This is a genomic window from Pseudomonas sp. MYb327 (genome assembly GCF_040438925.1).
In the GTDB taxonomy this organism is placed as follows: Bacteria; Pseudomonadota; Gammaproteobacteria; order Pseudomonadales; family Pseudomonadaceae; genus Aquipseudomonas.
The window spans coordinates 2,592,028-2,605,976 of the sequence record NZ_CP159258.1 but is presented as its reverse complement, the minus strand read 5'-3'; the positions used below and the strand labels follow the sequence as shown (position 1 = coordinate 2,605,976).

General features: G+C 58.5%; 10 protein-coding genes. 8 read left to right on the top strand and 2 right to left on the bottom strand.

The annotated features are described in order from the left end of the window. Positions 1-2: 2 nt before the first annotated feature. From ABVN21_RS11630 to ABVN21_RS11615, 4 genes are all read left to right on the top strand, one after another. Positions 3-2,393, top strand: coding sequence for an efflux RND transporter permease subunit (locus ABVN21_RS11630; protein ID WP_339552221.1), 2,391 nt, complete (start codon positions 3-5; stop codon positions 2,391-2,393). Positions 2,394-2,529: 136 nt separating this feature from the next. Further along, positions 2,530-3,993 carry a DUF1214 domain-containing protein gene (locus tag ABVN21_RS11625; RefSeq protein WP_339552220.1) on the top strand — a complete coding sequence of 488 codons (1,464 nt, stop codon included), beginning with the start codon at positions 2,530-2,532 and terminating at the stop codon, positions 3,991-3,993. 41 nt (positions 3,994-4,034) lie between these two features. Beyond that, positions 4,035-5,585 (top strand): arylsulfatase, encoded by a 1,551-nt coding sequence (locus ABVN21_RS11620; RefSeq protein ID WP_339552219.1) that lies wholly within the window; start codon positions 4,035-4,037, stop codon positions 5,583-5,585. A 179-nt stretch (positions 5,586-5,764) separates the two neighbouring features. Beyond that, positions 5,765-7,177 (top strand): DUF1254 domain-containing protein, encoded by a 1,413-nt coding sequence (locus tag ABVN21_RS11615; protein WP_339552218.1) that lies wholly within the window; start codon positions 5,765-5,767, stop codon positions 7,175-7,177. Positions 7,178-7,412: 235 nt separating this feature from the next. Here the strand turns inward: ABVN21_RS11615 and ABVN21_RS11610 are convergent, their stop codons facing one another. Continuing rightward, the gene (locus ABVN21_RS11610) at positions 7,413-7,931 is read right to left on the bottom strand and encodes an RNA polymerase factor sigma-70 (protein ID WP_339552217.1); all 519 of its coding nucleotides are present in this window, start codon (positions 7,929-7,931) and stop codon (positions 7,413-7,415) included. Positions 7,932-8,105: 174 nt separating this feature from the next. On the opposite strand from ABVN21_RS11610, the gene ABVN21_RS11605 reads away from it, so the two are divergent. The 4 genes from ABVN21_RS11605 to ABVN21_RS11590 all read left to right on the top strand — a co-directional run bounded on the left by ABVN21_RS11605 (position 8,106) and on the right by ABVN21_RS11590 (position 12,983). Next, positions 8,106-9,074: a FecR family protein gene (locus ABVN21_RS11605; protein WP_339552216.1), complete on the top strand. Its 969-nt coding sequence runs from the start codon at positions 8,106-8,108 to the stop codon at positions 9,072-9,074. A 98-nt stretch (positions 9,075-9,172) separates the two neighbouring features. Continuing rightward, on the top strand, positions 9,173-11,551 hold the full coding sequence (locus tag ABVN21_RS11600; RefSeq protein WP_339552215.1) for a TonB-dependent siderophore receptor: 2,379 nt from the start codon (positions 9,173-9,175) through the stop codon (positions 11,549-11,551). A 92-nt stretch (positions 11,552-11,643) separates the two neighbouring features. After that, on the top strand, positions 11,644-12,795 hold the full coding sequence (locus ABVN21_RS11595; RefSeq protein WP_339552214.1) for a PepSY domain-containing protein: 1,152 nt from the start codon (positions 11,644-11,646) through the stop codon (positions 12,793-12,795). Beyond that, positions 12,792-12,983, top strand: a complete 192-nt coding sequence (locus tag ABVN21_RS11590; RefSeq protein ID WP_338581510.1) for a hypothetical protein — start codon at positions 12,792-12,794, stop codon at positions 12,981-12,983. Before ABVN21_RS11595 ends, ABVN21_RS11590 begins: the two co-directional genes overlap by 4 nt. A 49-nt stretch (positions 12,984-13,032) precedes the next feature. Here ABVN21_RS11590 and ABVN21_RS11585 read toward each other — a convergent pair whose 3' ends face one another. Beyond that, positions 13,033-13,926, bottom strand: a complete 894-nt coding sequence (locus ABVN21_RS11585; RefSeq protein ID WP_339552213.1) for a LysR family transcriptional regulator — start codon at positions 13,924-13,926, stop codon at positions 13,033-13,035. Positions 13,927-13,949 lie beyond the last annotated feature (23 nt).

Below are 13,949 nucleotides of genomic sequence, written 5' to 3'. Positions count from 1 at the left end.
CCATGAGCATTCAGGAAAAATACGTGGTGAATGCCGATGAGCTGGCGCGCAAGGACTTTGCCCGGGGCCTGGTCGGTAAAGTGTCCTACTGGATTTTTTATCAGCGCAAAGCCTTGTTGGCGCTGTTCATTCTGATCACAGTGGCGCTGGGCTACAGCGCCACGAATCTCAAGGTCGAAGCGGGCTTCTTCAAGATGATTCCGCTGCACCACGAGTACATGAAAACCTTTCTCGAATACCAGAAGGATTTCGGCGGCGCCAACAAGGTGCTGGTGTCGGTGAAAACCGACAAGGGAGAAATCTTCAACCCCGAAGCCATGGCGGTGCTGCGAAAGGTGTCGGACGAAGTCTTCTTCATCAACGGCGTGGAGCGCAGTTCGGTGACCTCGCTGTTCACCTCCAATGTGCGTTACACCGAAGTGGTCGAAGACGGTTTTACCGGCGGCAACCTGGTGGACTCCAGCTACGCCGGCACGCCGCAGCAGATTGCCCAGGTGCGCGAACGCACGCTGAAGTCCGACTGGGTCGGGCGCATCGTCTCCAATGACCTGTCATCGGCCATGGTGGTGGCGAACTTGCAGGAGACCGACCCGATCACCGGCAAGCGCCTGGACCTTCAGGACGTGGCGAACAAGCTGGAGAAAATTCGCCAGGACAATCAGGGCGCCGGCATCAGCATTCACATCATCGGTTTCGCCAAATCCATTGGCGACATCGCCGAAGGGGCCTCCGACGTACTGGTGTTTTTCATCATCGCCTTCGCCATCAGTGCGCTGTTGTTGTACTGGTATTGCGGTTCGCTGATGTTGACGGGCTGGGCGCTGATCTGCGCGATGGTCCCGGTGGTCTGGTTGCTGGGGTTGTTGCCGCTGCTGAAACTGACCCTGGACCCGATGTCGATCCTGGTGCCGTTCCTGATCTTTTCCATCGGTGTGTCCCATGCCGTGCAGATGACCAACGCCTGGAAACTGGAAACCCTCAATGGCGCTGACGGCGTCACGGCCTCGCGCAATTGTTTCCAGAAACTCTTCGTTCCCGGCGCCGTTGCATTGTTGGCCAATGCCTTGGGCTTCATGGTGATTGCGCTGGTGGACATCGAGATGGTCCGAGAACTGGCGATCACCGCGACCCTCGGTGTGTCGGTGATGATCGTCACCAACAAGATGCTGCTGCCGATCCTGTTGTCGTTCATGCGTCTGTCCGCGGCCGACGCGCAGAAGCTGCGTGGCAAGGAAACCCTCGGTGCCGGCTTGTGGGAGCGCCTCGGGGTGCTGGCGACCCGTCGCGGTGCGGCGTGGGCCTTGCTGTGTGCAGCCGTGTTGCTGGGGTGGGGGCTACTTGAGGCCCGGCATCTGCATGTCGGCGACATCGGCGTCGGCGTGCCGGAACTGCGCCCGGATTCGCGCTACAACCAGGACGTGGCAACCATCACCCGTGACTTCGCCATCGGCGTCGACCTATTGCAGGTGATCGTTAAGGCTCAGGGCGACGAGACGCCCTGCGTCAAGCGCGAGGTGCTGGACCCGATCAACGAGCTGGAGTTGTACCTGCGTCAGGATGACGGCGTCTCTTCGGTGCGTAGCCTCGCCGGTTTTGTCGGCAACATCACCCAGGCCTACGCGGAAACCGACCTGAAATGGCGGGTGCTGCCCGAGCCGACCGCGCAAATCGCCCAGGGTGTGGGCTTCGCCACACGGGTTGGCACCGAGTACATGAACAGTGCCTGCAATGCGATCCCGGTGTCGATCTACACCAAGGATCACCAGGCCGACACCATCAGCAACCTGATGGACAGCATCAAGGCGTTCAAGGCTGCCTACGACAACGATCAGGTCACGTTCGAGCTGGCCTCCGGCAACGTTGGCGTCATGGCCGCGACAAACGAAGTGGTTCACGCCGGCGACAGGCTGGTCAACGGTGCGCTGTTCGCTTCGGTGACGCTGCTGTGCCTGTGGATGTTCCGCTCCCTGCGCATCACCCTCTGCGTGATCATCCCGCTGGCGCTGGTCACGGTGCTGTGCAACGCGCTGATGGCTTTGCTGGGCATCGGCGTCAAGGTCAACACCTTGCCGGTGGTGGCATTGGGCGTGGGCGTCGGCGTGGACTACGGCATTTACCTGTTCGAGCGGATCAAGCATGAGATGGATGACGGCGGTATTACGCTGCGCGAAGCCTTCGTCGAAGCGCTCAAGCAGCGCGGTACGGCGTCGGTGTTCACCGCCGTGACCATGACGTTGTCGATCGCCACCTGGGCCTTTTCAAACCTCAAGTTCCAGGCCGACATGGGCATCCTCCTGGCCTTCATGTTCCTGGTGAACATGCTCGGCGCCATCCTGTTGTTGCCGGCACTGGCCGCCTGGCTACTGCCAAAAGGGACGGTCCGCAACCACTGAAAAAAACCGAAGAACCAACCTGCCGCGCGCTGGCGGGTCGGGCTACACGGAAGCTATCGACGCTTGTCGGAGTTGTTGCCGAGTACCCGGCTCATTGTTGAGCCGGGTCTTTTTATCCATACGGAACTTGAACCCGATGAAGAACACCTTCAGGTACTCCTTGCTCGCCCTTGCCATGACCGTCGTCCTGGTGGGCGGCGTCCGGGCCGGAGAGAACGCTGCCGGCAAACCGGCCTCCGAGGTCCCAGGCATCCCGGCCGGAACCGTCATCACCGTGGCCAGCGCCAAAGTTATCGCCGAGGATGCCTACCTGTGGGGCTGGCCGATCGTGAATGCCTTCAATCGTCGCGCGTCGTTTTCCAGAGCTCCTGAACCCGGTTTGGTGGGCGGCATTCTTCCCGCCGCGCCGACCGGTTACATCAGCATGCTCACTGACTACATTTCACCGGACCAGCACTGGATCGCACACCCTAACCAGGACGTGGTGTATGGCTTTGGCTATGGTGCCACCGACGACGATCCGATGGTGTTGCAGGTACCGGATTTTGGCGACCGCTTCTGGGTGTACGCGCTGTATGACGCGCGCAGCGAAGAATTCTCCAGATTGGGCAAACAGTACGGCACCCGTCCCGGCAACTATCTGGTGGCAGGGCCGAACTGGAAGGGCGCCGTGCCTGAGGGCATCACCCAGGTCATTCGGGCACCCACTGAACTGGTGGCTGTCGGCCCCCGTGCATTTCTGGACGACAGCGCCGAAGATCGCCAAGCCATCCAGCCCGTCCTCAACCAAATGGTGGTCTACCCGCTGAGCCAGTACACCGGCAAGACCATCACCAAAGACTGGAAAGCCACGCCGCACTTCCCGGCGGCGCAAAAAACTTCTGCGGAAGTGCGCTGGGTGAACCCGCAAACGTTCTTCGACCAGCTACCTGAGGTACTCGCCAAGGTGCCACCGCTGCCTGGCGAAGAAAGCCGCTACGCGATGATAAAGGCGTTGCTCGATGCCGCCGCGAAAGACCCGGCGGTCAAGGCCGCCATCGTCAAGGCCGCCATCGAAACTGAAGAACAGGTGGTGTCACCGCTGTTCTCGTTCCAGACCAATGGCTCGCGTCTGCCCAATGGCTGGAACTCGCCGACCAACGTGGCGCGCTGGGGCCATGACTACCTGACGCGCACGGCTACCGCCAAGTCGAACATGTACACCAACCAGCCCGAGGAAACCCGTTACTTCTTCCTTGAGGTGGAACAGAAGGGCCTGCGTCTGCATGGCGATCATCGTTACACCCTGACCTTTGCCAAAGGCCAGACACCGCCGGCCGAGGGCTTCTGGTCGCTGACGATGTACGACCCTCAACACTTCTTCGCCGCCAATACGCTCGACCGCTACTCCCTGGGTACCAAGAACAGCAAAAGCATGAAGTACAACGCCGACGGCTCACTGACCCTGTATGTGCAGCACGGCTCCCCGGGCAAGGACAAGGAAGCCAATTGGCTCCCGGCACCCAAGAGCGAATTTGAGCTGACCATTCGCACCTATTGGCCAAAGGCCGAGGTACTCAGCGGCGCATGGACGCCCCCGGGCGCTGTGCGTCTGGACTGACAGTGACCCCCATTACAACCAATAAGAATCAGGAGAAAGGCATGATGTGTGTGAGCTCCAGGCTCAAGCGTTGGTGCAGCGCGGTCGCCTTGCTGGCGGCAGGCGTGTCGTCACAGGCCATGGCCGCAGACAAGCCGAACATTCTGGTGATTTTCGGTGATGACATCGGCATCACCAACATCAGTCGGTACAGCAACGGCATCATGGGCTATCAAACGCCCAACATCGACCGTCTCGCCAAGGAAGGTGTGATGTTCACCGACTACTACGGCGAGCAGAGCTGCACCGCGGGACGGGCTGCGTTCATTACCGGCCAGCACCCCGTGCGCACGGGCTTGACCAAGGTCGGCATCCCGGGTGCGACAGTGGGCCTGAAGCCTGAAGACCCAACGATCGCCGAGTTGCTCAAACCGCTCGGTTACACCACCGGTCAATTCGGCAAGAATCATTTGGGCGACCGCGACGAATATCTGCCGACCAACCACGGTTTTGACGAGTTCTTCGGCAATCTCTATCACCTCAATGCTGAAGAAGGTCCCGAAGACCCGGACTGGACCAAGAACCCCGTCATGGACAAGATGTTCCGTCCTCGTGGCGTGATTCGCAGCAGTGTCGACGGCAAGATCGAAGACCTGGGCGCCTTGACCAAAAAACGCATGGAAACCATAGACGAAGAATTTCTGGCAGCGTCGACCAACTTCATGGACAAAGCGGTCAAGGCCGACAAGCCGTTCTTTGTCTGGTTCAACTCCACGCGCATGCATTACTACACTCACGTCAGCGCCAAGGTCGCCGGCAGGTCGGGGCAGGGCGAGTACAACGACGGTATGCTCGAACACGATGACCAGGTTGGCCAACTGCTGAAAAAAATTGATGAGTTGGGTGTTGCCGATAACACCATCGTCATTTACTCCACCGACAACGGTGTGCACTTCAACCAGTGGCCGGACGCAGGCATCACCCCGTTCCGCGGCGAGAAGAACACCAACTGGGAAGGGGGCTTTCGTGTGCCGGCCATCGTTCGCTGGCCGAACCACATCAAGCCCGACACCATCTCCAACCAGGTCATGTCGCACCAGGATTGGATGCCGACCTTGCTCGCCGCCGCCGGGGTCACCGACGTGAAAGAACAGTTGCTCAAGGGCTACAAGGCCGGTGTGAAAAACTTCAAGGTGCATCTGGACGGCTACAACTTCCTGCCGTATCTGGAAGGCAAGGAAGACAAGGGACCGCGCACCGATTTCTATTACTTCAGCGACGACGGCAAACTGCTCGGTGTGCGTGACGGCGACTGGAAACTGGTGTTCGCCGAGCAGCGGGCGCACCAGTTCGATGTGTGGCGAGATCCATTTGTCGAGCTGCGCATCCCCAAGGTTTTCAACTTGCGACGAGATCCGTTCGAGCGAGCGGACACTGACTCCAACAACTACAACCAGTGGTGGGACAAGAAAGTCGGCATCGTCGCCATGCCGGCCTTGGTGCGGGTCCAGCAATTTTTGGGCACCTTCCAGCAATTCCCGCCCCGCCAGCGCCCAGCCACTTTCACCGCCGATCAGATGGTCGAGAAATTCATGCATTACCAAATTCAGTAAATGGTCGGTGGCCGGAGGCTCTGATAGTCGGCCAGTACTTATTGCAACGCTGCACATCTACCCTCGTCCGTTTGACGAGCCGCAACCCTGTGACTAGGGTTCTTGCAGGCATTTAGTCGTCAAACTGGCGCGTCAGACGGCTCGCGCCCGTCGAAATACCTCATGAAAGGACGCTCGTTATGGCTTCATCACGTAGTTTTCTGTTTTGTGTTCTGCCCTTGTGTGTTGCGCTCGGTAGCGCGATGCAGGCGCAAGCCAGCACGCCGGATTTACTGCTGACCACACCTGCCACACCCGATGCAGTAGAAAAAGGGATGCAGGCTGATGGCTACAGCCTGGCGATCTCGGCTTACAACTGGGGTTATCCGCTGGTTCGCATGGAAAGAGTGGCACGTGAATACATCAGCGTTCCCTCACCCAAGCCCGACACCAGCTATCGTGCAGGTCTGAACCAGATCGGCTGGGCCACTTCGCTGGCTTCACCGTCCGCCAAGGACATGCCCACTGCCAACAATGACACCTACTACATGAGTGCGGTGCTGGATCTGACCGAGCCCTACGTGTTGACCGTGCCCGATACCCATGACCGTTATTACGTGGTCGATGTGTTCAACATGTGGCAGGAACTTGAACACTATGTAGGGAGGCGTACGACAGGCACCAAGGCCGGAAAATATGTATTGGTACCGCCAGGCTGGAAGGGCGAACTGCCCAAGGACGCGAAGCGCCTCGACGTCTCGACCAAAAAAATCTGGCTGTGGGGGCGCATTCACGTCAAGCAGGGTGAAGATGTGGCACCGATACTCGCCTTGCAGAAACAGTTCAGTGTCGTGCCGTTGAGCGGCAAAACCCATAAGGATGAAACCTTGCCTGCATTGCCGCAGACCGGCGACGACCCTCTGGGGTTCTTCACCGAACTGGCTTCGGCGCTCAAGGACAATCCGGTCAAACCTGCCGACGCTGCCTTGTTTGCTCAGTTCGCCCGCATCGGCCTGACGGAAAAGGGCTTTTCACCCGACAAGCTGAATCCGGCCACGCGCAAAGGGTTGGAGGAGGGTTTGAAAGACGCGCCCTATGTAGCGATCGCGTCGCTGGCCAGCACGTCGGAAGTGCGCAATGGCTGGAACTGGGTGACCGGTCTTGACAGTTTTGGCTACAACTACCCGCTGCGCGCCATGGTGGCCGGGCCCTATCTGGGAGGACAGGGTGAGCATGAAGCGATGTATCCACTGCGCTTCACCGACAGCAAAAACCAACCGCTCACTGGAGCCAATCAATACGAAATCAAACTGGCTTCGGCACCCCCTGTGAATGCCTTTTGGTCGCTGACCATGTATGACGCCAGCGACAAAATGCTGGTCGATAACGAGATCAGTCGCTACAAGGTCGGCTCCGATACGCAGGGATTGAAAGTCGCGGCGGACGGTTCGATCACCATTCCCATTTCCCACAAAAAACCCCAGGGAGAGAATGCGGCCAACTGGCTACCGGCACCCGAAGGCGGTTTCTACGTGATGTTACGTCTGTATCAACCTTCAGAGGAGGCTCTCTCGGGCAAGTGGCAGCTACCGCAGCTGAACAAGGTCAATTGAGCATCAGGACATATACATTGAATCATTGGCCAATAGCATCGACGGATCGTCCGCTATTGGGCCGTTTTCTGTCGGCGCGGAGAGCTGCAAACGACCTATAGCTGCCGGTCAAGCTGCCGGTCACCACGCGCCTGAATTGGCCGGTAGCGCCGTTAAAGAATGTTCGTTTCAGAGGATAGGCAGGTGATGCAGTTCTCAGGTTTTGACGGCGTGTTCCTGCCAAGACTATCGGGCATCAAAGCGCTTTTTGCCGACAGTGGAGCAGGGCCTCGCTGATCATGGCGTGGACCAGTGCCGGAGAAACACCGAGGATCTTTGCGATTTCATTCTGTTTCATGCCGTGAATTCGGCACATTTCGAATGCATAGCGAGTGCGTTCCGGCAAATCGGACAATGCTCCGGAAACCCTTTCCAGCACCTGTTGATCCGACACCAGCGTTTCCGGCGTTCCCGTCTGTGGGCCGGACATCTCGCTGCTGTCATCGTCCTGGACGATCCAGCGCTCTTCAAATTGGCGGCGACGGTAGTGGTCGATCGACAGATTGCGCACTACACGGGTGAGGTACGAGGCTTGGGACCGGATCGGCCCGCTGGCGTCGGCTTCACCCACTTTAAGAAAGGCTTCATGGACAATGTCTTCGGCATGGCTGCGGCATCCGGTGATTCGCGCCGCGAGTCCGATCAAGCGCTGACGGCGCTCAAAGAACACTTCAAGCAATTGGGACCCGCTCCCCGCCGTATTGGGCTTTTGCATGATGCACCTGAATTATTTTATGAATCTGTCAGCGAGGGTCGTGAATTTATTCTTATTAAGAATTATTTGCAATAATGTTCCAGTCAAGCCGAAGGCAATTTCAACGGTGTGCTGGAACTGAACCAAAACCACGGGACATGGAGTAAGCTTGCCGAAATTTTCCTTCTACCCGCCATGATGACCAATCTTTCCCGCACGCAGAAATCTACTAGCGAAATGGCTGCCGACTGGTGTGTGCGACTGCATTTCGGCGAGTGCACGGATGCCGATCGTGCCGAGTTCCGGCGCTGGCATGATGCTGATCCGTCCCATGCGGTTGAGTACACGAACATGTGTCGCATCTGGCAGGTCAGCGAGCAGCTACCCGCCAGCGTCGATGTCGTCAGGTCGGGGCGCTCGCGATGGAGCCAGCCGTTGTCCTGGATGGCGCGCGCGGCAGTGGTCCTGGCGGTCGTCGGTGCCGCTTGGGGAACAGGTTGGTCGGCGGGCATGCTGCCAGGCAGTGTTCGCTACTTCATGGCGCAGGAGGTGCGTCGACAGGTGCTATTGCCTGATCACAGCCAGGTGCAACTCAATCAGCGCACCAGCCTTGTCTACCTCGGTTTTCGCGATCAGCGCCAGGTCCTGCTGCGTAATGGCGAGGCGTTTTTCGATGTGCAGCACGATCTTGAAAAGCCGTTCGTGATTCGTGCCGATAACGCCAGTATCAGAGTCACCGGTACTCATTTCAATGTCTGGACCGGTCAAGAGCAAACCACTGTAACCGTCACCCAGGGGTCGGTGCTGGCCTCGCGCAATGATGGCAGCGATGACAACAACCAGGGGACGGTGCTTACGGCCGGAATGCAGGCGGCATTTGGCCCTGATCGGATGTTGCAGTTCGCCCGCATCGATCCATCCCGGGTCGCTGCCTGGCGCAATGGCAAGCTGATGCTCGATGATGTCAGCCTGCGCGAGGCGCTGCCCCTGATCAACCGCTACCTTGACGTACCGTTGAAGCTGGCGAGCAGCGAAGTCGGCGACCTGCGCTTCGGTGGCACCTATGACACCGCCGACCTTGGCCAACTGGTCAGCGCGCTGCCGAAGATATTGCCAGTCAAACTGCGCCACAGTGATCAAGCGACCTTGCTGCTCAAGCGCTGAAATCTGTCCTCTGGATTTCTTTTCTGTGATTTCCTGAACAAATCACACGCTCATTCGTCGATCCGGCATGCCCTAACAATCAAGCTACCGGAAGCATTATGAGCGCCTATCCACTGAATCGACCCGCCCTGCGCCTGCGCCGTTGCATCGCCGGCGCCACTCTGGGCCTCACACTGGTGACAGCCGCACCGGCGATGGCCGACCCGGTCAAGGTCAACATCCCTTCACAGGCACTGGCGTCGGCGCTTTCCGATCTGGCCAGGCAGACCAATCTGCAGATCATCTACAGTCAGGACACCGTGTCCGGCATTCGTAGTCATGACGTCGCCGGAGAGATGGAGCCGGAGGCAGCGCTGCGTCAGTTGTTGGGAGGGGCCAAAGTTGTCTACCAGATCGAAGGCAATCATGTGACCTTGCAGGGTAGCAACGACGACTCGGTGATGGCTTTGCCTGTCACCAACATCGTTGGCCAGGCCTACAGCTCCGTGAGCTCCAACGACGGCTATGTCGCCAAGCGCGCCTCTGCTGGCACCAAGACCGACACACCCTTGGTTGAAACGCCATACTCGGTGTCTGTGGTCACCCGTGAGCAAATTGAAGCCCAGCAACCCAAGACCATTGGCCAAGCCCTGCGTTATACCCCGGGCGTCAATGCCGAAATCGCCGGTCCTCAGTTCGTTACCGACCAGTTGACCATTCGCGGGTTTCAGCAGGGCACCGGGCGCATGTTGCGTGATGGAACGCGCACCTTCCTGCCCGAGTTTCTCGGCTGGGACGCCCCCGAACCTTATGGCCTGGAACGAATTGAAGTGCTGCGCGGTGCCAGCTCGGTACTGTACGGAGCTTCCGACCCGGGCGGACAGATCAATCTGGTGACAAAGCGCCCGACGATCGAGCCACTGCATGAAGTGCAGTTGCAAATGGGCAACCAGAATTACCAGCAGGGCGCTTTTGACCTGGGGGATGCGCTGGACGAGGAGGGCATCTGGAGTTACCGCCTGACCGGCCTGTTCCGGGAAGCCGATGCCCAGACCGACCACATTACCAACCGTCGTCAGTACATCGCGCCAGCCATCAGCTACCGTCCCAGCGACAACACCGAGCTGACGTTCCTGGGCGAGTACCAGAAGCAGACCGGCAACTTCGCCAACCCGCTGCCGGCCGACGGCACTGTGTTTCGCGACCCGCGCGGAGGCCTGGACCGCGACACCTACGTGGGTGACAGTGCCTATGATTTCATGACCAACGAAAAGACGTCGTTGGGCTACGTGTTCGAGCATCAATTCGACGAAGTCTGGACGGCGCGACAGAACGTACGTTACAGCGACTATCGCCAGGCCAGTTCCGAGATTGCCTTGTTCGGGCCAGCGGGCGACCAGTACTCGCGCTACAACGATCAACGCAAGGGCGACGGCCATCTGTTCACCATGGACAACCAGATACAGGCCAACTTCGCCACGGGCCCGCTTGACCACACGCTGTTGACCGGCGTCGACTACAACAACGGCAAGTTTAATCAGGATCAGTCGCTGAATTTCATCCTGGAAAGCTTCGACGTGTTCAATCCGGTCAACGGGCAGCCACTGACCTTCTTCCCGTTCAGTGCCAACAGCTACGAACAGAAAATGTCGCAAACCGGTGTCTACCTGCAAGACCAGTTGAAGGTCGACAAGTGGGTGTTTCTCCTGGGTGGTCGTTACGACTGGGCCAGCAACCAGAAGGACGATCGCGCTCCGCAAACCCAGAAGGATGAGAAGTTCAGCGGTCGCGCCGGTATTGTCTACCTCTTCGACAATGGCCTGGCGCCCTATGCCAGCTACAGCGAATCGTTTTTGCCGGTGATGGGCGTTACCGCTGACAACTCGCAACTTGATCCGGAAATCGGCAAACAATACGAAGTGGGCCTCAAGTACGAACCGCCAGGGTCCAACAGCCTCTACACCATTGCCTGGTTCGACCTCACCAAACAGAACGCCACCGAGAACGTTGGCGGCTTCTCCCGCCAGGAAGGTGAGGTGCGTTCCAAAGGTGTGGAGCTCGAGGCCAAGACCGAAATCACCCAGGGTTTCAACCTGATTGGCAGTTACACCTGGAACGATGTCGAAGTCACTCAATCGGAAACCGGCAACAAGGGCAATACGCCGTTCCGGGTACCTGAGCACATGGCGTCGCTGTGGGGTGATTACATCGTCCAGAGTGGCTCGTTGGCTGGCTTGCGCCTGGGTGCAGGCGCCCGGTACGTGGGCAGCACATTCGGCGATTCGGCCAACAGTTTCAAAGTGGACAGCTATTCCGTGATCGACGCACTGGTCAGCTATCAGCTCGGCAAGGTCGATGCCTCACTGGAGGGCATAGAAGTGTCGCTCAATGCCACCAACCTGTTCGACGAAGAGTACGTGGCCGGTTGCTTCAGCACCGTGGGCTGTCAGTACGGACAGCAACGTACTGTCTACGGCACGGTGAGTTACAACTGGTAAACCCTGGCTGGCCAGGTACAGTTTTTGTACCTGGTCGCCGGCCGTGTCCGGCAACTCTCGGCAAGCGTGGATCTATAGGAAAAGTACCGAACATGACCGCCCGAGCCTTGCGCAACTGGTATCTGGTGCACAAATGGACCAGCCTGATCGCCACCGTCTTTTTGTTGTTGCTGTACCTGACGGGGTTGCCGCTGATCTTTCATGAAGAGATCGAGCATTACTTCGAACCTCACCCGGAACTGCGTCCGCTGCCTGCCGGAGCGCCGCGAATCGACTACGACAAAGTGATCGCCAGTGCCTTGGCAGCACGGCCAGGCGAGGTCGTGCGCTTCGTCGGTTTCGACCCGCAAGACTCGCTAGGCGTGGTGATCACTGCTACGAGCCTCGTGCCTCCGCCACTTGACGGTCACTCTCAGCCGTTCGATACGCGCACCGGCGAGCTGTTCCCGCCGGAGCCACCGGACGATGGTTTCATGAACCTGATGCTGCGCCTGCATACCGATTTGTTCCTCGGTCTGCCCGGTTATCTGTTCCTCGGATTCATGGGGCTACTGCTTGTAGCGTCGCTGGTTTCCGGCGTGGTGGTTTACACGCCCTTCATGCGCAAGCTGGACTTCGCCACCGTGCGCAGCGGGCGTAGTCAACGACTGAAATGGCTGGACCTGCATAATGTGCTCGGCATCGTCACGCTGGCCTGGGTATTGGTGGTTGGCATTACCGGCGTGATCAATACCCTGGCGCTGCCCATACAGGGCATGTGGCAGACGGGCCAGCTGGCGGAGATGACCGCGCCTTACAAAGATGTACCGCCACTTGAAAGCCTCGGTTCCTTGCACAAGGCGCTGGAATCTGCGCGAAACGCGGCGCCTGACATGGAGCCGAGCTTCGTCGCGTTTCCCGGTACTCAGTTCAGTAGCCAGCATCATTACGCGGTGTTCATGCGCGGTACCACGCCACTCACCGCGCGCCTGCTCAAGCCGGCCCTGGTGGACGCGCGAACGAGCGAGCTGACTGACATGCGCGAGATGCCCTTGTATGTGAAAACCTTGCTGGTCTCGCAACCCCTGCACTTTGGCGACTACGGCGGCTTGCCCCTGAAGATTATCTGGGCACTGCTCGACGTGGTTACTATCGTCGTCCTGGGGAGCGGCTTGTACCTCTGGCTGGGTCGACGCAAAGTGCCATTGGAAAAACGCCTTGCCGAGCTTAATGCCAGTGGCGTGGGAATAGAGGGAAGGGCATGAGGCGCGGTCTCTGGATGATATTTCGCTGGCCGCTGTTGTTGGCTCTGCTGAGCTTTCTCGGTTTGTTTTCGGCACTGATCGGCGATGAGTTCTACGATCTGCTGTCGTGGCTCAGCCTGGGCGTGCCATTGCTGCTGGTCGGGGTGGTGTGGATACGCATGCGTCGTGTAAACCGGCCGCGTTCGTGATCGTACTTGGTGTTCTGCCGGGAGGGAGGGGGCGGAACAGCCATTAAGCTCAGCGTCTGTATTTCAGCGCCTCGATCAATGCAGAAAAGGCAGGAGACGCCTGGCGTCTGTTGGGGTAATACAAATGGTAACCCTGAAACACAGGACACCAGTCGGCCAGGACTTCTTTGAGTCGGCCGTCGGCCAGATACGGAGCGACCAATTGCTCTGGTACGTAGGCCAGACCAATGCCATCAACGGCGGCATTGAGAACATGCATGATGCTGTTGAAAACGAGTTGCCCATCTGCCTTGACTGTAAACGCCTGGCCATCTCGTTCAAACTCCCAGGCGTAAATCGCCCCTGATGGCCTGTGTCGAATATTGACGCAGTCATGGGTAGTCAACTCATGGGGCGTCGCTGGTGCCGGTTTGCGTTCGAAATACGCCGCAGAGCCCACTACCGCCAACCGCCAATCCGGTCCTATGCGAACCGCAATCATGTCCTTGCTGATCGATTCGCCCATGCGAATGCCGGCATCGAAACGTTCCTCGACCACGTTGGTGAATCCATAGTCGACGTAGAACTCCAGTGTGATATCCGGGTAATTCTTCAAGAAGCCTGCAAGCATCGGCCGAATGCACAACTCAATCTGATCGTCAGTGCAGGAAATACGAATCGTGCCACTGGGCTTGTCCCGTAATTCGCTCAAGGCTTCAAGCTCAACAGCGATCTGATCAAAAAGCGGGGCGATCGAGCGCATCAATCGTTCTCCCGCCTCTGTCGGCGACACATTGCGTGTCGTGCGGGCCAGCAGGCGTATCCCCAGTCTTTGTTCAAGAGCCCGGATCGTATGACTCAGCGCAGAAGGCGTAACGCCCAGTTTGGCGGCAGCTTTGGTAAAGCTTTGATCGCGCGCCACCGCCAGAAAAGCTTGGAGATCGTTGACTTTGGTATTGGCCATTGCTGAGTTTTTCTCAAAACTAC